Raw genomic sequence first — 20,380 nt, forward strand, 5'->3', positions numbered from 1 at the left:
ATGAGCACACGTCCGCTGGCACTGGTCACCGGTGCCGCACTCAGGATCGGCGCTACCATCTGTGAACGTCTGCATGATGCAGGCTACGATCTGTTACTGCATTACCGCCATTCGGCCGAAGCTGCTACCGCACTGTCCGAACAGCTCAATCAACGCCGCGGCGACAGCTGTCGACTATTGCAGTGCGATCTGGCCAATCTCGATGAGCTGCAGGGAATGATCGACACACTCGGCACGGAGACCCGCTTGGGTCTGCTGGTCAACAATGCCTCCAGCTTTTACCCCACCCCGGTGGATCAGGCGACCCAGGACGACTGGGATCAGCTGATCAACAGCAACCTGCGTGCTCCCTTCTTCCTGAGCACTGCGCTGGCCCCGCAGCTGAAACACAACAGTGGCTGTATCATTAATCTGGTGGATATACATGCCGAGCGCGGCTTGAATGGTTACCCAATCTACTCCATCGCCAAGGCCGGTCTGAAAATGATGACTCATTCCCTGGCAAAGGAGCTGGCCCCTGACGTGCGAGTCAACGGTATCGCTCCAGGGCCCATTCTGTGGCCTGAAGCTGAAGCGGCATTGAGTGAGGCGGCACGGGAGCAGGTACTCGCCAAAACACTGTTGCGCCGCACCGGTTCACCCGAAGACATCGCTCAGGCCGTGCTTTACCTCGCTCAGGCCGGTTATGTTACCGGACAGGTATTGGCCGTGGACGGTGGGCGCTCACTCTACAGCTGAACCTGTCCGCGAAATGACTCGCCCATGCCAACTGAAATTGATCGGCCACAATTTCTGCGCCCGATCATAGGTCTGCCAGAGCTCGGCATAGGGACACTGGAGCACCGGGTGCAGGTCATCCGGTGCAATTTCGGCCAACGGCAGCAGCACAAAGGCGTTATTGAGAATTTCGTCACGCGGCAGCTGCACCCCGGCCACCGGCTCAGTCAACTCATCGTAGGTCAGGATATCAATATCGAGCGTACGGCCACTGAAGCGGGGACCACTGCGCTCGCGGCCATTATCATCTTCAATCCGTTTGAGGCTGGCCGAGAGCGCGGCCACATCCAGATCGGTTTCAATCCCGACCACCAGGTTATAGAAGTTATCGCCCTTGAAGCCTACCGCTTCACTTTCATACACCGACGAAATCTGCAAATGCCCAAACCGGCGGCTCAATGCATCAAGCGCAGCGCGAATATAGTGCTCACGCTCGATGTTGCTGCCCAGACTGAGGTAAACCCGGTGCATCAGCCCCGCTCTCCTCGCTCGATGATCACCCCCACATCACGTGCACCACGTACGGCGCCAGGCTTGCTCAAGCGCAGCCGCAGCCAGGGTACGTTAAACTCTTCCTGCACAATCTGAGCGATCTCTTCGGCCATGGTCTCGACCAGCAGGAATTCACTCTGGCCAATAAACGCAATCAGCCGCTTGGCTACAGTCTTGTAGTTGAGAGTGCTGTCGATATCTTCAGTGGCGGCAGCTGCACGAATATCCGTCCCCATCTCCAGATCGAGACTCACGGTCTGGCGCACTTCACGCTCCCAGTCGTAAATACCGATAACGGTTTCAACCTGCAGTTCTCGAATGTAGACGATATCCATCTGTACTCCCGTCGGTACGGCGCATGTCAGAGTTGCATTGTAGCTGACACCCGCCTTGTATATGCTTGATTTGAGGCAGTTGTTAATTTACCACGCTGGCAGTCACTCCGCGAAGGATCGATGCTGGCCCGTCTGGAATCCTGCATGTTTGAATTCTGGCTGCTGTTGTGCGCCTACCTGCTCGGCTCTTTTTCAAGTGCTGTGCTGGTCTGTCGTGCAATGGGGCTGCCAGACCCTCGCCAGAGTGGCTCCGGCAACCCCGGCGCCACCAACGTGCTTCGGACAGGTGGCCGAGAAGCCGCCATCCTGACGCTGGCAGGCGATCTCGGCAAGGGCTCACTGGCCGTGCTGCTGGCTCTGCTGTCCGGTGCCTCACTGCAGCTGCAGGGCTGGTGTTTGCTGGCTGCGGTCTGCGGCCATCTGTTTCCGTTTTTCAGCAGCCTGCGCGGCGGCAAGGGTGTCGCCACTACGCTTGGCGCCATGCTGGTACTGCACTGGCCTCTGGCACTGATTCAGCTGGCGTGCTGGGGGATCCTTTTTGGACTGAGCCGCATTTCGTCACTGGCATCCATCGCCACCGCTCTGCTGACACCCCTGCTCTGCCTGTTGCTGTTGCCCGAACTGATCTGGTCGATCAGTATCACCTGCCTGCTGTTGCTGCTGCGTCACAGCAGCAACCTCCGCAAGCTGATAAACGGTCGAGAACACCGCTTTTAAATCACATCCAGCGTATCCAGTGGCCAACGCGGTCGGCACTGGATGGTCAGATCAGCCTGCTGTCCTGCCAACAGCCGCTGACAACCGGCATATGCAATCATCGCACCATTATCGGTACAGAATTCGGGGCGAGCGTAAAACAGCTCTGCACGTTCCTTTTGCACCATGGCACCCAGTTTTTCACGCAGATTCCGGTTGGCACTGACCCCACCGGCAATAACCAACTGCTTCAAACCCGTTTGCTGCAGGGCACGCTTGCACTTGATCGCCAACGTATCCACCACCGCATCCTCAAACGCACAGGCGATATCCGCCAATGTCTGCGGATCGATCCGGCCCAGCTCATCTCGTGCGGCATTAGCCGTATTCAGGGTAAAGGTCTTCAGTCCCGAAAAACTGAACTCCAGCCCGGGGCGATCGGTCATGGGCCGTGGAAAACGGTAGCGACTGCGATCACCCTGCTGCGCAAGTTTGGCGATCAAGGGGCCGCCCGGGTAATCAAGCCCCAACATTTTGGCTGCCTTGTCGAACGCTTCACCGGCGGCGTCATCCAAGGACTCACCCAGCAGTTCGTAACGACCGATACCATCCACACGCACCAGCTGTGTGTGACCACCCGACACCAGCAGTGCCACAAAGGGGAAGGCCGGCGGCTGTTCTTCCAGCATCGGCGCCAACAGATGACCTTCCATATGGTGCACCCCAATCGCAGGTACTCCCAGCCCAAGCGCCAGCGCACGACCGGTTGAAGCGCCCACCATCAGCGCACCGATCAGCCCGGGACCAGAGGTGTAGGCTACGCCGTCCAGGTCGGCCAGCGTCAAATCCGCCTTCGCCATCACTTCGCGGATCAACGGCAGCAGTTTGCGCACATGGTCACGAGACGCCAGTTCAGGCACAACGCCACCATATTCGGCGTGCATTTTGACCTGGCTATACAGCGCATCCGACAGCAATCCCTGCTTGCTGTCGTACACCGCCACACCGGTTTCATCACAGGATGTCTCAATTCCCAGCACTCGCATAACAGCCTCTTCGACAACGCAGTTGCAATATGGACGGCATTATCCTTCAGATAGAGGCAAAATTCACGGGTCTTTGCTTTACACCACAGCCCGGGCTTAATAAAATATGCGGCCTTCTTGCCATGGATCCCTGATCCGAGCGGGGAGAAAATCCAATTTCCTTACAGATTCAGGAGACTCTGAATGCCTCAGGTTAAAGTAAAAGACAACGAGCCGTTTGACGTTGCTCTGCGTCGTTTCAAGCGTTCTTGCGAAAAAGCCGGCATCCTGGCTGAAGTACGTCGTCGTGAATGCTATGAAAAGCCCACTTCCGTTCGCAAGCGTAAGGCTGCTGCTGCCGTTAAGCGTCATGCCAAGAAGCTGCAGCGCGAAACTTCACGCCGCGTACGTCTGTACTGATTTGACGTTTTAGCATCTGAACTCACTGCCACCGGAGCCTCTTGAATGTCTGATCTGAAAAGTACACTGACAGAACAGATGAAAGATGCCATGCGCGCAAAGGACAAGGTTCGCCTTGGTACGATCCGCATGATTCAGGCCGAGATACAGCGTGTCGAAGTCGATGAGCGTGTTGAGCTCAACGATGAACGCATTCTGGCCGTGATGGACAAGATGCAGAAGCAGAGAAAAGACTCCATTACCCAGTACCTGGCGGCTGAGCGCCCGGAGCTGGCAGAAAAGGAGCAGCAGGAGCTGGAGGTGATTAAAACTTTCCTGCCGCAGCCACTCAGTGATACTGAGATCGCTCAGATAATTGATGACGCCATCGCCGCATCCGGCGCAAGCTCGATGCAGGATATGGGCAAAGTGATGGCACTCGTCAAACCCCAGGTTCAAGGCCGCGCCGACATGGGCAGCATCTCCGGCCTGGTGAAGCAAAAACTCTAAGGTCCGCATACGCTGACCTGTCCTCAGCGGAGCGAACATGGCAGGTCGAATACCCCAACACTTCATCGACGACCTCCTTGCACGCGTCAACATCGTTGACGTGATAGACGGCCGCGTAAAACTCAAGCGCGCCGGAAAGAATTACTCCGGCCTCTGTCCTTTCCACAAGGAAAAGAGCCCCTCCTTTTCGGTAAGCCCCGACAAGCAGTTCTATTATTGTTTCGGCTGCGGCGCCGGCGGCAACGCGCTCGGCTTCCTGATGGAATATGATCGTCTCAACTTCCCCGAAGCTGTAGAAGAACTGGCCAAACTCGCCGGTGTCGACGTTCCCCGAGATGAAGGTCGACCTGCCGACCATCAGCGCGAGCAGGAGATCAAGCGCCAGTTTGAAGCGCTGGAGCACTCCAACCGTTACTTTCAGGACATGCTGCGCAGCTCCTCCGAGCGCGAGCGCGCCATCGGCTACCTGAAGCAGCGAGGCCTCAGCGGCCAGATCGCCGCGGCTTTCGGCATCGGCTACGCTCCTCCGGGCTGGGACAATCTGTTGCAACACTTTGCTCACCTGGAGAATGCCGCCCCCCTGCTGGAGCAGTCCGGCATGGTCATCCACAACGAAGACAAGCAACGCTATTACGATCGTTTTCGTGACCGCATCATGTTTCCAATCCGGGATGTGCGCGGGCGTGTACTCGGCTTCGGCGGACGCGTTCTGGGCGACGACAAGCCAAAATACCTGAACTCGCCGGAAACACCGACCTTCCACAAGGGGCGTGAACTCTACGGCCTGTATGAAGCGCGCAAGCACAGCAATCAGCTGGAACGACTGCTGATTGTCGAGGGCTACATGGACGTGGTCAGCCTGGCTCAGCACGGCATCCACTGGTCCGTCGCCACACTGGGAACCGCAACCACTGCACAACACCTTGAGCGCCTGTTCAAGCTCGTACCCGAGGTGATCTTCTGCTTCGACGGCGATGCAGCCGGGCGCCAGGCAGCCCAACGCGCATTGGGCGTTACACTGCCAGTGATTCGTGATGGCCAGGAAGCTCGCTTCCTGTTTCTGCCCGATGGCGAAGATCCCGACACCCTGGTTCGCCGCGAAGGCGAAACGGCTTTTTCCCAGCGAGTAAGTCAAGCCCTGCCGCTGAGTGAGTTCTTCTTCCGCCAACTGTCAGATGAAGCCGATTTGAGCAGCATGGATGGCCGCGCCCGTTTCAGCAACCAGGCTCTGCCGCTCATCCAGTCGATGCAGCCCAGCCTGTTGAAGCAAATGATGCTGGATCGCATCTGTGAAATCACCGGGCTGTCACTGGAACAGATCAGCAGCGTTATCGACCTGCACCAGGCAACCAGCACGCCAGCACCAATCAGTGCAGAGAAAGCCTCGCAGCCGGCTTCCACGCCCAACCCTTACCAGCAAATACGACCAGCACCTGTACGCAACAAACCAACCCAAAGCGAGCATCGCAATCTGGTCAATCAGGCCATCTCCATCCTGCTGCACCGACCGGATCTGGCTCGCTCTACAGCACCAGCGGCCGACTTTGTCAGCATTAGTGAAACCAACATCGGCGTACTGATCCGACTGCTGCATTATTTACAGCAGGAACCTGAAGGCTCTCTCGGCACACTGCTGGTAGACTGGCAGGACGACCCCGACCATCGCGCCGATCTGATGTTGCTGAATGAGATCTCACACCTGGACCCGGTGATGGGTGATGTGGACGCTGCACGCCTGCTGGAGGACACTCTCAACCGCCTGTTGGGCCGTCGCCATGAGACTTTGCTTGACCAGCTCTTGAAAAAATCGCGTCAGGCCCCATTAACCGATGATGAGAAACGTGAACTGCAGCAGCTACTGCAAAGCCGCCAACCATGAAGGTTTTTTGCTTTTTTCTGCAAGCATCTGATTTCTGGTCTATTCTCATACCAACTCAGGTATATGCCTGCAGTGCAGTAAAGACCAGCTGTAGCCGCAACGTCGGCAAACAGGTATAATACTGCGCTTATTTTTACGCCATCCGTCACACCAGCATTCATTCGTCGCAGGGGCTCTATGTCAGACAAATCCCAACAGCAGTCTCGTCTAAAGGAACTGATCGCCCGGGGTAAAGAGCAGGGCTATCTCACCTATGCCGAGGTTAACGATCACCTGCCGGAAGATATCGCCGACCCGGATCAGGTCGAAGACATCATTCGCATGATCAACGACATGGGTATCCGCGTTGCTGAAGAAGCACCGGATGCCGAAGATCTTCTGCTGACAGGCGGTGACTCGGCCGATGAAGCCGATGAAGAGGCCGTTGCCGCACTGGCCGCCGTAGAATCGGACGCCGGACGCACCACGGACCCCGTGCGTATGTACATGCGCGAGATGGGTACGGTCGAGCTGCTGACGCGTGAAGGCGAAATCGACATTGCCAAGCGGATCGAAGAAGGGATCCGTGAGGTCATGATGGCCCTGTCCCGCTTCCCGGGCAGCGTTGACATCATTCTGGATGCCTATAACCAGGTATTGCAGGAAGAGGGTCGCCTGAGTGACATCTTCAGTGGCTATATCGACCCCGATGCCGAAGTGCCCGAAGATGAAACCGATGCGCCGGTCGATATCGATGACGACGATGATGATCGCAGCGACGACGATGATGACGACGACGATGACAGCGACAACAGCGACTCCAGCACTGACGAAAAAGAACGCGGCCCAGACCCCGAAGAAGCCCGTCAGCGTTTTGGCCTGATTCAGGAATGCCTGGACAACCTGAATGCCGCACGTGAGCGCGATGCCAGCCAGGATGAAATCTCCGAAGCGGTAATGGCTCTGTGCAACGCCTTCGCACCGATCAAGCTGTCGCCGCGTTACTATGAGTTACTGGTCGAGCGTGTGCGCAACTGCATCGAAAGCATCCGCAAGCAGGAGCGCAGCATCATGCGCATCTGCACCCAGAAAGCCAAAATGCCACGCCCTGCGTTCATCAAAAGCTTCCCGGGCAATGAAACCAGCAGCGAGTGGCTCGAATCACTAGCCAACGGCAACAAGCCCTATGCTGCTGCCATCAGCCGTAACCTGTATGATCTGCAGCGCGCGCAGCGCAAACTGGTTCAGATTGAAGAGACCATAGGCCTGAGCCTGGCTGACATCAAGGAAGTCAACCGCGCCATGTCCATTGGCGAAGCACATGCCCGCCGCGCCAAGAAAGAGATGGTTGAAGCCAACCTGCGTCTGGTTATTTCCATTGCCAAGAAGTACACCAACCGCGGTCTGCAATTCCTCGACCTGATCCAGGAAGGCAACATCGGCCTGATGAAGGCGGTGGACAAGTTCGAATACCGTCGCGGCTACAAGTTCTCCACCTATGCAACCTGGTGGATTCGTCAGGCGATCACTCGCTCCATCGCCGACCAGGCACGCACCATCCGTATTCCGGTGCATATGATCGAAACGATCAACAAGCTCAACCGCATCTCCCGCCAGATGCTACAGGAGATGGGCCGCGAAGCGACCCCGGAAGAGCTGGCCGAACGCATGGAAATGCCGGAAGACAAGATCCGCAAGGTGCTGAAGATCGCCAAAGAGCCGATCTCCATGGAAACCCCGATCGGCGACGACGAAGACTCCAGCCTGGGCGACTTCATCGAGGACACCACCCTGTCCTCCCCGGTCGACACCGCGACTGGCGAAGGTCTGCGCGAAGCGACCAAGGAGATCCTCTCCGGTCTGACCGCGCGTGAAGCCAAAGTCCTGCGCATGCGTTTCGGTATCGACATGAACACTGACCACACCCTCGAGGAAGTGGGCAAACAGTTCGACGTGACCCGTGAGCGTATTCGTCAGATCGAAGCCAAGGCCCTGCGCAAGCTGCGTCACCCAAGCCGCTCCGATCACCTGCGCACCTTCATCGACGAAGGCTAAGTACTTCATTTCAATAGTATTGCGCCAATGACCGGAAGTGGTATCATTGGCGCTCTTTTTGGGGCCTTTAGCTCAGTTGGTTAGAGCATCCGACTCATAATCGGCAGGTCCTGGGTTCAAGTCCCGGAAGGCCCACCATTTTCTGAAAAGCCCCTGTCAATTGGCAGGGGCTTTTTGTTTTATTCCGTCAACCACGCATAGTACCCTATACCTTCATACACATATGAAGGGAAGGTCGCAATTACGTAGTCCCGCTCCCGTGGATCAGCCGTATAGAAATGAGTAGCCGTTCTGGTATTGTAAAAACGGTATAGAGGCGTAGCGTTCTCCGTATCACCACTGGATGCATACCAAGCATCACCTTCATAAGCATAACTGTCAAAGCTTGCAATCACATAGTCACGCTCAGCTTGGTTGATCGTATAAAAATGGGCACCTGTATTAAAATTATAAAATCTGTATACAGAATCAAGATCAGGCAACGATTTTTTGTACGCATAAAATGCAATACCTTCATACACATAGGAAGGGTAATTAGCAATAACGAAGCTTCTCTCACCGGCATCAGAGGTAAAGAAATGAGAACCTGAATTCAGATTATAAAAACGATATACAGGACTGCGTGAAGCATCCACAGGCTCAGGATCAAGCCAAGTGGAAAGGCCATTTTCGAAAGCAACCCCAAAACTGCCGTAGTAATCAGTTCGGCTGGGAGCTGCACAGGATGACAACCCACCATGCAACTGTCCAACCAAATACTGGCTACCGTTAATGGATTGAAACAAGCCCGCTCCACTACTGCCTGCTTCAGTTACTCCACTACTCCATTTAACCTGCATATGATTTGATGAAATCGCGCTTGAATCAAAACAAGAAAAGTCGCCCTCGTCAGAGATTATTTGGCAGTCACTAAACCCATAAATACCCCCGGTGGAAATTTTTTGCACGTCGCCGGAAGGATGATGAACGCTTCCAACCGATGTTCCATACGCCGGCAGCGAAGTCGACCACCCCAAGTATTGAACCCCTGCTGGTGGGGCATCATTCAGCTTCAGAAGAGTGCTATCTGTATCTATGGAAGTATCAAGCAGCGTAGCGCCACCATAGAGAACTTTTAGCGAAGAGGAAGCATCCTGCGAGTTACAACTGGTGCTTTTATAAAACCAAAAGGTTTGCAGTGTTGATGCATCGTCTTGGGTTGATATGCAGTGATTTGCTGTTAAAAAGTAAGGAGTAGCCGAATTAAGCGTATCGTTCATCAAATTGCCCGTACAGATATAGGAATATCCATCACGAGTATCCGAGTACAGCATTTTGGCGATACCACGGCTAACATCATTCCATTCAGGCTTACAGGCAACGTCAATCTGACAACTGGAACTTTCACCAACCTTTGAATTGAACTCTTCGTCATGGGGTGAAATAAAGATATGTGACAGTGCAGGAACTGCCAACCTGACAGTATCAGGGCTGACTCCGGCGGGAAGCAGAACTTCCAGGATAGACGTTTCACCATCAATATATGGACCTGCAAAAAGCCTGTCCTGTTTACCTCCAGCCGTCACCGCATCCAGAACTTCAAGACCGGTTACCTGATGAATAATCTGCTCATGTCCATCTCTGAAAACAAAAACGGCTTTAGGGTCAATGCTTAAAACGCGTAAAATCAATCTGTTTCCAACAGCCCCAGGACTCACAAATGAGATGGCAGCCAGTGACGAGCCATCGTGCATCGTTTCCCAGTCCAGGAGTTGACCGAACAGTTTCTGGTTACGTGTGGCATTAACAGTCCTGCCAATGCCGGCTGACAATGGTACGCCCGAAATGGCCCCATGCCGTGACAAGGCCTGCTGCCTCAGCTCACCAGACCGCTCTAATTTGTCAAGTGTAATCGTTTTGTGCCGTCCGCTGCGTGTGTACTCAGCTAGAGCTGCCTCCCGTCGAATCTCGAAATCGCCCCGGGCTTCGAGCGCCCCCACTCTAACGGTGTTGTATGACCCAGCAGCCTGAGCACCTACGTGCCACATTACCGCTACCATCAAAATGGCGAGCACCCTGACTGCCTTTTGCAACATTTCCAACCTCTGCCTCAAAAAACGACGATGGTTATCAACCCCGTCTCAATAGTCAACACTTGCTCCCGATTTCAGCCTGCTGGTCCCAAGGTCCCGGCAAGTGTAGAATTGAGGCCTTTGATCCAGCTCGAATGACACAAAGAGCACGACCCCTTCAGGCCAATATCTGAGAGAGCAGATGAAAATTCTGATTACTGGTGGAGCCGGCTTTATCGGCTCGGCGGTTATACGTCACATGATTTCAAATACCGAGCACTCTGTCATCAATGTTGACAAGCTGACGTATGCCGGAAATCTGGAGTCTCTCCTCGAAGCATCCGGTTCTGATCGATATGAATTCGTGCAAGCGGATATATGCGACCATGGTGCCATGCACGCAATCTTCGCGAAGCATCAGCCCGATTGTATCATGCACCTTGCAGCGGAAAGTCACGTGGACCGCTCCATTTCAGGCCCCTCAGCTTTCATTGAAACCAATATTGTAGGGACTTACACCCTATTGGAGGTCTGCCGTGAGTATTGGCAGAGCCTTGAAGATAACCGAAAAAACGCTTTCCGCTTTCACCATATATCCACGGATGAAGTATACGGTGACCTGCACGGAACCGATGACCTGTTCACAGAAACAACACCATACAATCCCAGCTCGCCCTACTCGGCCAGCAAGGCAAGCTCCGACCACTTGGTCCGGGCGTGGCAGCGTACATATGGCTTGCCCATTCTGATCACGAACTGCTCCAACAATTATGGTCCTTGCCAGTTTCCGGAAAAACTTATTCCGCACATGATCCTCAACGCCATCAGTGGTAAGCCTCTTCCGGTATACGGTGACGGCAAGCAGATCAGAGACTGGTTACACGTAGAAGATCATGCTCGCGGCCTGTGCCAGGTCCTTGAGCAGGGCAAGCCCGGATCGACCTACAACATAGGTGGCCACAATGAAGTGGCCAATATTGAAGTGGTACGTGCCATATGCACACTTCTGGAAGAACTTGCACCCGAGACCAGGCCCCAGTCCGAACAGGGTTACCACGACCTGATTACCTTCGTAACCGATCGCCCCGGCCATGACGTACGCTATGCCATTGATGCCAGCAAAATTGAGCGCGAACTTGGCTGGGTACCCGCGCACACCTTCGAACAAGGTCTTCGCGAGACCGTTATCTGGTATCTGAACAACCGCAACTGGTGGCAAAGAGTCCTGGACGGGCGTTACCAACTGGAACGGATTGGAGAAACAGTATGAAAGGCATAGTACTGGCCGGCGGCAGCGGCACCCGCCTCTACCCGATTACCAAAGGGGTCTCAAAACAACTGGTCCCCCTGTACGACAAACCCATGGTCTACTACCCCATTTCGGTCTTGATGATGGCGGGCATCACCGAAATCCTGATCATTACAACCCCAGAGGACCAGGCCAGCTTTCAACGCCTGCTAGGCGACGGCAACGAACTGGGGATACGTTTTGAATATGTTGTACAGCCGTCACCGGATGGCCTCGCACAAGCCTTTATCCTGGGTAAGGATTTCATTGGCAGCGATGACGTCTGCCTTGTACTGGGTGATAACATTTACTACGGACACTCACTGACTGAAATGCTGCAACGTGCTGTAAACAGTGCACGTGACGAAAGCAAGGCAACCGTTTTCGGCTACCATGTCACTGACCCGGAACGCTACGGTGTAGCCGAATTCGACGCAGCGGGCAATGTGATCAGCCTTGAAGAGAAACCAACACAGCCCAAGTCCAATTATGCTGTTACAGGGCTCTATTTTTACCCGAATGACGTGGTGCAAAAGGCGATCGATGTCAAACCCTCCAATCGCGGTGAGCTGGAAATCACCAGCGTAAATCAGATGTACCTGGCAGAGCAGCGCCTGAAGGTCGAGCTGATGGGCCGAGGTTTCGCCTGGCTCGATACCGGCACCCATGAAAGTCTGCTGGAAGCATCTTCATTCATCGAAACGATTGAAAAACGCCAGGGTCTGAAAATTGCCTGTCTTGAAGAAATCGCATACGAGATGGGTTACATCAGCCGTGAGCAGCTGCTTGACCTGGCAAAGCCACTTCTCAAGAATCAGTATGGCCAATATCTGCTTCAGCGTGCGGGAGTTGCCAAGGTATGATCATTGAGCCGCAAGAGATAGAGGGCCTGTTTCTGATCAAACCCAAGGTACATGGCGATGCCCGTGGCTACTTCGTTGAAACCTTTCGCCAGGACCAGCTGGAAGCCGCATTGGGCCACCCGGTTGCATTCATCCAGGATAACGAGTCACGTTCGTCACGCGGTGTACTGCGTGGCCTGCATTTCCAACTGCCGCCTTTTGCCCAGAGCAAGCTGGTGCGCGTGATCGAGGGTGAAGTGCTGGATGTCGCCGTTGACCTGCGACGTGGCAGCCCCACCTTCGGCCATCACCTGGCCGTTCAGCTCAGCGGCGACAACAAACATCAACTGTTTATTCCGCGTGGCTTTGGCCATGGCTTTGTCGTGCTCAGCGAGAGTGCAATATTCAGCTACAAGGTGGATAACTATTACTCGCCCGATCACGATCGTGGCGTTGCATTTGACGACCCCGCCCTTGGCATCGACTGGCAATTGCCCGCAGACAGCCTGATATTGTCAAATAAGGATCGTAAGCAGCCCACACTCAGCCAGGCTGACAATCTGTTTGACATCAACACTTCATTTTATTGAGTCACTCACGGAGCCAGTCCCCGATGAAAATACTGATTACCGGACAATCTGGACAACTGGGCCAGGAACTCCATGCGTTGCATGAATACTACCCGGATCATCAGTTCACTTTCACCGGGAGACACCAGCTCGACCTTTCCAACCCGGCCAGCATTGACGCGTGGTTTCGTCAGCACCACTACGACATCATCATCAACGCTGCGGCCTATACAGCAGTAGACAAAGCAGAAGACGAGCCGGAGTTGGCTGACCAGATCAATCACAAAGCCGTAAAACAACTGGCCGATATTGCTGCCAGCAGCGGTACACGCCTGCTACATGTTTCAACTGATTATGTGTTCGATGGCGACCACTGCCGCCCCTGGACTGAAACCGACAATACACGCCCTCTGGGGGTGTACGGGACCACCAAATGCCGTGGCGAAGAAGCAGTCGTCGCCGCACATGGCAACAGCGCAATTGTACGCACTGGATGGGTTTATTCCCGTTACGGAAATAACTTTGTAAAAACCATGCTTAAGCTTGGTGCCAGCAGACCGTCTTTAAATGTCGTCAACGATCAGATCGGGACACCAACCCATGCGGCTGCACTGGCAGAAGCGGTCATTCAGTTGGCACTTTCAAAAGAAGCTGGAAGGTATTCAGGTGAAATATTCCACTATAGCCAAGAGGGTGTAGCCAGTTGGTACGACTTTGCCTGTAGCATTATGGAGTTGGCAAACCTTGATTGTCGTATATACCCAATCCCTTCAAAGGAGTACCCGACTCCTGCCAAGCGCCCTGCCTTCAGTGTTTTAGACAAGCGTAAAATCAGTGAACAACTGGCGATTGAAATCCCGCACTGGCGTAGCGAGTTGATCAAAATGCTCACTAATAAACATGAGCCATAACAGATCTGTACATTGTATTGATGCAACTTTAACTAAATAATCATCCAAGTATATTCTTTACAATTTTAATTCTTCCCAAAAGCATAACAACCAAGAAAGACACAATAAAAACAGACAGAATAGATACAATTAATGCCAATCCACTACCACCATATCCCATGGCAGAAATACTGAAGCCAAAGCTCCCTATCGAAAGCAAGTGAATCACAAGCACGTGTATCCCATATATCCCGAGGGCATACTTACTTATCTTCGTGATAAAAGTCTTCATGACACACGAACGCATGTCAGCATCTTTGAATAAGATAAATAAACAAATCGACATAATCATAACATTGGGTGATCGATAGGAGTAATATTTTTTAACAAACTCACCTGCTTCAAACGAAAGCTGGTATGTTTTAATAAATGTTATCAAAAAACATACAAAGAAAAATATAAAACAAGAAGCCTTAATTCTAAATGAAATTTCTTTTATATTACCAATATAATATCCAATAAGCATATAACCAGCAAATTTTGATATAGGATCAAATCGCCAGTATACATCTACAGACATGAAACCTAAAAATTCTTTAGAAAACCAAAACACCATAAAATATATCACTAATTTTTTTTCAATAAATGCCTTCATGAAAGGAATCAGCAAATATAGAAAGAAAATATCATACAGAAACCAGAGATGATATTGAGCTGGGGACTTAAGTAAGCTCATATAATCATATTCTATAAAATAACTTAATCCATATTCGGTAGCCGCATATGAGATATAGAAAAACGACCAAAAGATAAGCGGAATCAAAACTCTTTTGGTGACACGAAATATATTCGAAATGAAATTATAGTCTTTATTTAAAACCAGATACCCTGAGATCATGAAAAAAAGTGGAACAGAAACCCTGGCAAATGAGTCGAATGCATTGGCCAGCAGCCAGTCTCTAGGCTCGACCTCAGAAAAGCTGAGTACAACAGGAGAGCTTGTATGTACAACCACGACAAGAAAAATAGCGAAACACCGAACAAGGTCGGGCCAAAAAACTCTCTCTTGCACCACTGAAAGCCTCTTTTGAGAATTATGTGTAGCCTAAAGACTGGAAGGTTTGATCAAGCCATGAAGAATCCATTGCACACGTAGTCATCTAATTACTTTAAGCTCTTCAGGGAGCCTTTCACGATAGTATCTTCCCGCCTGTGACAAGTACAGGGCCATACTATTAAACTTCATTTCTGTAGCTATTGGGCATTCGAACGTCACTGTAATAGAACCATTCTTGTGACCTAATCTATCAAATGGCTGCGTCCCAAAATTCAGCAAACCCGGACTATTAAAGCCATCCAAACGCAGACTTTCGACTCTCGGGGCAATACCATCCGCTGTATATTTAAAATAAACCTTCCTACAGCGACTATCGAGTGTCTCAATGTCAATTTGGAGAATGGGGACTCCCCCTTTTTTTCTGTCATCAAAGCTACTCCATGTGATTGACGCCTCATTATCGATAGTATGCACCGTATCTATAAATGGATTCCCCTCCAATCCATTGAAACCAATACTATTTTCATCTGCCAACAAAGCCATTTTGACATGGCGGTTGCTTGTATTAGGCACAAGAGGATGGCTGTAGGCCATATGAAGCCCCCCAATTGCAGATAATAAGAATATGAGGGTAAAAACGAAAACTATAGTTTTGAATGATTTTGAAAATAATACAGCGGTACCCATTCCGGCCATTATCACCAATAGTAAATCTATGTTACCAATACTGTAACGCTGGTTATACATGACAGGTATCAAGACTGCCACGGCGTATGCTGTTATAAAAAAATACATAACAACAACAGGATTATGGAAAAGAATAAAACATCCATATAATGCCAGAATGATCAACGAGATGCGTAATGTTCGCTTGTTAAGTATATAATCATTAAGATGCTCTTTACTGAAAAACAAATTAACGCCTAACTTATTAATATAAAAAATGGCTAATTCTTTTAGAGGTGTATCTTTTACTCTTTCTAAAGCAGCATATTTCAAACGAGCATCATTTTCGGGTGCCAAATGTGATTTTTTCCCATCTATTATCATCCACTCTTGATGTAACAAGCCAACATACTGAGGCTCATAACCGTGAGTTACAACATCATTCCCAAAATACAGAGCTGCACCACTGCCTGTTGCTATCATTGGTGTATTAAAGAAATAGTCATTATGTACAACGACTGCAGACAGACCCACAGCAGTAATAACATGTGAAAAAGCAACACGCACAGCGAATTTTTTTACATCAGCCCTCTTTGCTAAAAAATACATCGCTGCACATATGCATAATGCTGCAATAGTCCAATAAAAGAATATACCTCTCGTAATAATAGAGAGAAACAATGATACACCCGACAGGACCACAGGCCATCTTTTATCAGGATATGTATATATTAATGAAAGAGACCAGATCCACACTAAGGTAAAGAAAACATACGGCGGCTCGCTCAATACAGGGACAACTACCTCTGTAAGAGTTGGTGATACAGCATAAAAAAGAGCAGCCAACAACGCGCTTTTCTTGTTGAATAGCCTACGAACCGTGTCGAATATTATAAAAACGGAAATTATTGCCAGTATCATATTGGCGATTAATATATTTTCCTTTTCTGCACCAAGAAGAGCCATATATATATAACTTCCCGGTGCGACCGTAATTGCTTTCTCAGATCGTAGAGCCGCTAAAGGATCTTGAAGAAAAAAATCAGCAAGAGGTAAATACGTTGTTGATGTATCAGGATAATCAATCGTATAATCGGCGGAATTTAAAATCTTAAACATCAGATATATGCAGCATAGAACTAATGCACTAATCCAATATATATTATTTTTAGTCCGGATAAAATCAGCCATCAGATTAATTCTTTTCTGCGATTTCAGAATCTAGTTGAGGCGCCAGTGGCTCTGATGGAACATTAGCCATGTCAAATTGAAGGAAAGCAATTAAAAACTGGAATCCTATGATAACAGGTAAAGCAGCGAGCATTACTGTGCCACTGGAGTTTAGCTCATTATTCAGATTACCAATTAACCAATGATATCCACCAAATATTGCACTAATGCAAAGCAGTAAGGCACCCAGAACACTGTATATTGATGCAATATTAAAATCCCGAAGCCAATAGCTATACCCGTAACGTTTAACAAGACGTTTCATATTATTCTTTATGAATTCGGGTAGAACTGTCTTTATATGCAGATTTGACTTCTCGTCTTCATATAAAGAATCCATTGGAACATCACGTACAACAGCACGCACTGTATTCAATCTGAACAGCATGTCTGTTTCAAAAAAATAGCGTTTTGATATTTTTTCTAAAGGCAGCTCTCTAAGTATTGCGCTATGGATTGCTGTATATCCATTGGTCGGGTCCATTATATTCCAATAGCCGCAACTTGCTTTGGTTATAAATGAAAGCGCCGCATTACCTAATAGTCGTACACGCGGCATACTCTCCAAGGACTCTAATCTGAAGAACCTATTACCTTTAGTATAGTCGCACTGACTATTCATGATGGGTTTGATAAAGAGAGGGATTAGCTCTGGCGCCATTTGGCCATCACCATCAACTTTTACAATGATATCCATTCCATCTGCCAAGGCCTCTTTATACGCTTTTAAAACAGCGCCTCCTACCCCTTGATTCTCATCATTGTAGAGCACCACTAACCTGGGATCATTCCCATGCTCTTCAATCCATTTACCACTCGACTCTGGGCATGCGTCATCAACTGCATAAATCCTATCAACAATTGCAGGTATTCTGGAAATGACGTTCAATACGTGCTTTTTTACCTTATAGCAGGGAATTGCAACCGCTATTTTCATTCTACTTCCCCGGTTATGTGGTGCTCGTAAGGGTCACACCGATGATGATAAGTACACTGCCAATGAATGTTCTTAACTCCACAGACTCTTTAAGTATTAAAAAACTCATAACCGGTACGAGAATAAAAGCAAAAGCCATAAAAGGATACGCCAAGCTAAGTGGTGCATGCCTGAGTATCCACACCCAGAGCAGAGTCGTAAGGCCGTATAAAACGAATGCAGATATCAGCCAAATATTATTTACCCAGTCAAAAAAATGAGCATCATCTGGCAGCTGGATAGCCGCTTTTTTAAACAGAACCTGTCCTATGGCTATACCAAAAACACATAATAAAGTAAGCAGAACAAGCTTATATGACACAGTATAGCCCTCAACTCATTTTTTATTTTTTACAATAGGTACAATCGCCACATGATCAACTACTGTTTTCTCATTTGATCTTATTTCAATTTCAAGCTGAGTTCGATCTGTGTCCTCTAACTCTATCATCCACTCATAACCAATACTTGTAGTATTTGAAATCAGTTCTGCACCTTTTGTTAAAGATGAATCATAAAGCACATTTCCTGTTTCTTTATCTCTTAACACAATCTTCAACTCGGCAGCTTCATTTATATGGTTGAATTTAATTGCAATGATGTATTTACCGGAGTAACGCAATTGAAAATCCGGCGATGTTACACGTATATTTCCGCTCTCGGGATTAATGATAAGTTTTCCATTTTCTCCATGCAGGGAGCCAGGCTTACTTCCTGTCCAGCCATCAACTGTTGAGATACCTCTAAAACCAAAAGGCCACAACTTGGCTGTACGGCTGAGACCTTTACGCGCCGATGAGAAATCCATGAATGCTTGCTCTGCTGGTGTATTTCTCCATGAGGTATATGAGACGAACCCTTCACTGCCTGCAAAGATTCCATTAGAGCCATTCCACGCCATGGGCGAAACATAACGCACATTACTGTTCAGCAATTCCAGCACTGCTTGATAAGCAAGATCATACCCAGGAAGATCGGCTGGCTTATCAATTTTTGCCAAGTTAAATTCCGGGACACCCCAATCCAGATCGAAGCTTTGTATATTCGCAAACAAACTGAGATCATTTTCCATTCTGGCCGTATTAATAGCACTGTCGCCGTACAGAATGGCGCCAAGATGACCATTCTCAGGCTTGCTGCCCTCGATACTCATACCGGCTGTATCGTAGTTTTTTCCGGGGCTCATAATGTGAACTGGCATAGGCATTGTTTTTTCTGATGTTGCTGCAAAGCCTTGTGCCGTAAAGATTTTGTAAGGGTCAACTCCCGCCTCTTCGACCCAGTTTGCCATGTCATTGTAGTGTTGATATACCAAGTGACGACGGAACTGCCCCCATAACTCTTGCCAAGAGGTTTCATGAACACCCTTCTTAAGCTTGGGGGGGGTAACTTCTTCCCAAGACAGAAAGTGCTGTTGTGCAATATCTGATACGTCTGCCAACGTCAAAACTGGACTTAAGTGCTCCCCTTCCAGCACACCACCTGTACTATAGGGACCTGTACCAGCAAGCCAGTGTCTGAACTGCCTTAATGTATCAGGGTTATAATCAAACCAGGCTTTGCCTTCAAAGAAAGGATTGATATAAACGTCAGGATCAAGATTGATACCAATAAACAGTTCAGGATGTTCCTGTGCAAAATTTGCGATAATGCGCGCGGCTTGTTGAAGATTCCTCTTCTTGTAATATCGAACTTCATCGGCGAAGACATTCAACGTCAAGGCACGTGATAGCTCAGGTGACAATGTTGAGCCCGGCAGATTTGAGAGATATTCATCAGAAAACACTTTTCCTTCATATGTCCACTGACAGTTTTTTTCATCTTCCTCAAGATGATCTATTAAATCCCAATCAGGTTCCGTTCCTGATGCATCAGCCCAAATACCACCATTCAATGTGATAAGAACCGGAATATTGAACTCGATTGAACGCTTCAATGTGTCATTCAGCGCATCTTCAGCGATCAGTTTACCTGTCTCACTACGGGTTTCAGTATTGAAATCGGGATCAAAAACCCAGTCACTATCCCTCCCTTTCGTTGTACGCATGTATAATACAGGAATGCGCAGGCCAATCTTAAATGTTTCGTTTTGTTTAGCTCCATATACCGAAACAAGCTCTTTAGCTTGTGGGTCACCTAAGCCGCTGGTTGCAACAGGCAAATAGAATGGTTCGAGGTCCCATCCCGACACCTCGGATGCGCGTTTAAGCCAATCAACTTGCTCCTTTCCACTCCAGTCAAGTGTGGCAAGTTGGGTACGATTACCATTAATATCGACACTATATACAGCCAACACATCTTGACCTTCCAACAGTCCTGTAAAATCAGCCTGTATAAGAAATCCTGGTGTGTCTGTCGTAATATGTGGATGGGCCTTGAGTACGTCTGCCCTTTTCAATTTTGGAACTGTTGAAAAGACATGTTGGTCATTCAAAACAACCTTAACAGACTTAATACCATCAGGATCATAAACCCAACCCTCGATGTTGATAATCGGCGTATCCCACTCATCCACTCGAGGGGTATCGACAAAGCCAATGGCTGGCTCATCACTTGGGGTTGAACAACCACCAGTTAACGTAATAAGAAGGCACAATGACAGCAGATTTATCAGCCCTGATACACTATAGCGCTTCACAATAATCCCTCATGTATACTGCACAT

The 20,380-nt window shown here is 49.6% G+C and carries 19 protein-coding genes and 1 tRNA gene; 11 read left to right on the forward strand and 9 right to left on the reverse strand.

The annotated features are described in order from the left end of the window. Positions 1–738: a pteridine reductase gene (locus tag ACAM29_RS11855; protein ID WP_369624258.1), complete on the forward strand. Its 738-nt coding sequence runs from the start codon at positions 1–3 to the stop codon at positions 736–738. On the opposite strand, the gene folK is transcribed toward ACAM29_RS11855, so the two are convergent. Beyond that, complete coding sequence (gene folK / locus ACAM29_RS11860; protein ID WP_369624259.1) at positions 724–1,248, reverse strand: 2-amino-4-hydroxy-6-hydroxymethyldihydropteridine diphosphokinase; 525 nt, start codon at positions 1,246–1,248, stop codon at positions 724–726. The genes ACAM29_RS11855 and folK overlap by 15 nt on opposite strands. Then, positions 1,248–1,604, reverse strand: coding sequence for a dihydroneopterin aldolase (folB, locus tag ACAM29_RS11865; RefSeq protein WP_091822198.1), 357 nt, complete (start codon positions 1,602–1,604; stop codon positions 1,248–1,250). The genes folK and folB overlap by 1 nt, the downstream gene beginning before the upstream one ends. 144 nt (positions 1,605–1,748) lie before the next feature. On the opposite strand from folB, the gene plsY reads away from it, so the two are divergent. Then, complete coding sequence (gene plsY / locus ACAM29_RS11870; protein WP_369624260.1) at positions 1,749–2,321, forward strand: glycerol-3-phosphate 1-O-acyltransferase PlsY; 573 nt, start codon at positions 1,749–1,751, stop codon at positions 2,319–2,321. Here plsY and tsaD read toward each other — a convergent pair. Then, on the reverse strand, positions 2,318–3,346 hold the full coding sequence (gene tsaD / locus ACAM29_RS11875) for a tRNA (adenosine(37)-N6)-threonylcarbamoyltransferase complex transferase subunit TsaD (RefSeq protein ID WP_369624261.1): 1,029 nt from the start codon (positions 3,344–3,346) through the stop codon (positions 2,318–2,320). The genes plsY and tsaD overlap by 4 nt on opposite strands. A gap of 183 nt (positions 3,347–3,529) precedes the next feature. Between tsaD and rpsU the strand changes: the two genes are divergently transcribed. The 5 genes from rpsU to ACAM29_RS11900 all read left to right on the forward strand — a co-directional run bounded on the left by rpsU (position 3,530) and on the right by ACAM29_RS11900 (position 8,285). Next, positions 3,530–3,745 (forward strand): 30S ribosomal protein S21, encoded by a 216-nt coding sequence (gene rpsU / locus ACAM29_RS11880; protein WP_091822206.1) that lies wholly within the window; start codon positions 3,530–3,532, stop codon positions 3,743–3,745. A gap of 45 nt (positions 3,746–3,790) precedes the next feature. Next, positions 3,791–4,234 (forward strand): GatB/YqeY domain-containing protein, encoded by a 444-nt coding sequence (locus tag ACAM29_RS11885; protein WP_091822209.1) that lies wholly within the window; start codon positions 3,791–3,793, stop codon positions 4,232–4,234. 37 nt (positions 4,235–4,271) lie between these two features. After that, positions 4,272–6,113 carry a DNA primase gene (gene dnaG / locus ACAM29_RS11890; RefSeq protein WP_369624262.1) on the forward strand — a complete coding sequence of 614 codons (1,842 nt, stop codon included), beginning with the start codon at positions 4,272–4,274 and terminating at the stop codon, positions 6,111–6,113. A gap of 177 nt (positions 6,114–6,290) precedes the next feature. Continuing rightward, a complete protein-coding gene (gene rpoD, locus ACAM29_RS11895) occupies positions 6,291–8,147 on the forward strand; it encodes an RNA polymerase sigma factor RpoD (RefSeq protein ID WP_369624263.1) in 1,857 nt (618 codons plus the stop codon). A 61-nt stretch (positions 8,148–8,208) separates the two neighbouring features. Next, a tRNA-Ile gene (locus ACAM29_RS11900) sits at positions 8,209–8,285 on the forward strand. Between the two features lie 41 nt (positions 8,286–8,326). On the opposite strand, the gene ACAM29_RS11905 is transcribed toward ACAM29_RS11900, so the two are convergent. Further along, positions 8,327–10,222: a trypsin-like peptidase domain-containing protein gene (locus ACAM29_RS11905; RefSeq protein ID WP_369624264.1), complete on the reverse strand. Its 1,896-nt coding sequence runs from the start codon at positions 10,220–10,222 to the stop codon at positions 8,327–8,329. A gap of 178 nt (positions 10,223–10,400) precedes the next feature. Between ACAM29_RS11905 and rfbB the strand changes: the two genes are divergently transcribed. From rfbB to rfbD, 4 genes are read left to right on the forward strand one after another with little or no spacing between them, the layout of a single operon-like run. Beyond that, entirely contained in the window at positions 10,401–11,468 is a 1,068-nt protein-coding gene (rfbB, locus tag ACAM29_RS11910) for a dTDP-glucose 4,6-dehydratase (protein ID WP_369624265.1), read from the forward strand. After that, a complete protein-coding gene (rfbA, locus tag ACAM29_RS11915) occupies positions 11,465–12,349 on the forward strand; it encodes a glucose-1-phosphate thymidylyltransferase RfbA (protein ID WP_369624266.1) in 885 nt (294 codons plus the stop codon). The genes rfbB and rfbA overlap by 4 nt, the downstream gene beginning before the upstream one ends. Then, the gene (gene rfbC, locus ACAM29_RS11920) at positions 12,346–12,918 is read left to right on the forward strand and encodes a dTDP-4-dehydrorhamnose 3,5-epimerase (protein ID WP_369624267.1); all 573 of its coding nucleotides are present in this window, start codon (positions 12,346–12,348) and stop codon (positions 12,916–12,918) included. Before rfbA ends, rfbC begins: the two co-directional genes overlap by 4 nt. Before the next feature lie 23 nt (positions 12,919–12,941). After that, entirely contained in the window at positions 12,942–13,808 is an 867-nt protein-coding gene (gene rfbD / locus ACAM29_RS11925; RefSeq protein WP_369624268.1) for a dTDP-4-dehydrorhamnose reductase, read from the forward strand. Positions 13,809–13,848: 40 nt separating this feature from the next. Here the strand turns inward: rfbD and ACAM29_RS11930 are convergent, their stop codons facing one another. The 5 genes from ACAM29_RS11930 to ACAM29_RS11950 all read right to left on the reverse strand — a co-directional run bounded on the left by ACAM29_RS11930 (position 13,849) and on the right by ACAM29_RS11950 (position 20,354). Continuing rightward, positions 13,849–14,859, reverse strand: coding sequence for an acyltransferase (locus tag ACAM29_RS11930; protein WP_369624269.1), 1,011 nt, complete (start codon positions 14,857–14,859; stop codon positions 13,849–13,851). 84 nt (positions 14,860–14,943) lie between these two features. Further along, positions 14,944–16,701 (reverse strand): ArnT family glycosyltransferase, encoded by a 1,758-nt coding sequence (locus ACAM29_RS11935; RefSeq protein WP_369624270.1) that lies wholly within the window; start codon positions 16,699–16,701, stop codon positions 14,944–14,946. A 4-nt stretch (positions 16,702–16,705) separates the two neighbouring features. Beyond that, positions 16,706–17,677, reverse strand: a complete 972-nt coding sequence (locus ACAM29_RS11940; RefSeq protein ID WP_369624271.1) for a glycosyltransferase family 2 protein — start codon at positions 17,675–17,677, stop codon at positions 16,706–16,708. Positions 17,678–17,690: 13 nt separating this feature from the next. Continuing rightward, positions 17,691–18,038, reverse strand: coding sequence for an EamA family transporter (locus ACAM29_RS11945; protein WP_369624272.1), 348 nt, complete (start codon positions 18,036–18,038; stop codon positions 17,691–17,693). A 15-nt stretch (positions 18,039–18,053) separates the two neighbouring features. Then, a complete protein-coding gene (locus ACAM29_RS11950) occupies positions 18,054–20,354 on the reverse strand; it encodes a hypothetical protein (RefSeq protein ID WP_369624273.1) in 2,301 nt (766 codons plus the stop codon). Positions 20,355–20,380 lie beyond the last annotated feature (26 nt).

This window comes from Marinobacterium sp. BA1, assembly GCF_041155135.1.
Taxonomy (GTDB): Bacteria; Pseudomonadota; Gammaproteobacteria; order Pseudomonadales; family Balneatricaceae; genus Marinobacterium; species Marinobacterium iners.

Excerpts from the sequence above, each read along its gene's own strand:
- rpoD (WP_369624263.1), top strand. The coding sequence starts at position 6,291 with ATGTCAGACAAATCCCAACAGCAGTCTCGTCTAAAGGAACTGATCGCC.
- tsaD (WP_369624261.1), bottom strand. The coding sequence starts at position 3,346 with ATGCGAGTGCTGGGAATTGAGACATCCTGTGATGAAACCGGTGTGGCG.
- dnaG (WP_369624262.1), top strand. The coding sequence starts at position 4,272 with ATGGCAGGTCGAATACCCCAACACTTCATCGACGACCTCCTTGCACGC.
- plsY (WP_369624260.1), top strand. The coding sequence starts at position 1,749 with ATGTTTGAATTCTGGCTGCTGTTGTGCGCCTACCTGCTCGGCTCTTTT.
- ACAM29_RS11935 (WP_369624270.1), bottom strand. The coding sequence starts at position 16,701 with ATGGCTGATTTTATCCGGACTAAAAATAATATATATTGGATTAGTGCA.
- rfbD (WP_369624268.1), top strand. The coding sequence starts at position 12,942 with ATGAAAATACTGATTACCGGACAATCTGGACAACTGGGCCAGGAACTC.
- rfbB (WP_369624265.1), top strand. The coding sequence starts at position 10,401 with ATGAAAATTCTGATTACTGGTGGAGCCGGCTTTATCGGCTCGGCGGTT.
- folB (WP_091822198.1), bottom strand. The coding sequence starts at position 1,604 with ATGGATATCGTCTACATTCGAGAACTGCAGGTTGAAACCGTTATCGGT.
- rfbC (WP_369624267.1), top strand. The coding sequence starts at position 12,346 with ATGATCATTGAGCCGCAAGAGATAGAGGGCCTGTTTCTGATCAAACCC.
- ACAM29_RS11940 (WP_369624271.1), bottom strand. The coding sequence starts at position 17,677 with ATGAAAATAGCGGTTGCAATTCCCTGCTATAAGGTAAAAAAGCACGTA.
- ACAM29_RS11905 (WP_369624264.1), bottom strand. The coding sequence starts at position 10,222 with ATGTTGCAAAAGGCAGTCAGGGTGCTCGCCATTTTGATGGTAGCGGTA.
- rfbA (WP_369624266.1), top strand. The coding sequence starts at position 11,465 with ATGAAAGGCATAGTACTGGCCGGCGGCAGCGGCACCCGCCTCTACCCG.
- ACAM29_RS11885 (WP_091822209.1), top strand. The coding sequence starts at position 3,791 with ATGTCTGATCTGAAAAGTACACTGACAGAACAGATGAAAGATGCCATG.
- folK (WP_369624259.1), bottom strand. The coding sequence starts at position 1,248 with ATGCACCGGGTTTACCTCAGTCTGGGCAGCAACATCGAGCGTGAGCAC.
- ACAM29_RS11855 (WP_369624258.1), top strand. The coding sequence starts at position 1 with ATGAGCACACGTCCGCTGGCACTGGTCACCGGTGCCGCACTCAGGATC.
- rpsU (WP_091822206.1), top strand. The coding sequence starts at position 3,530 with ATGCCTCAGGTTAAAGTAAAAGACAACGAGCCGTTTGACGTTGCTCTG.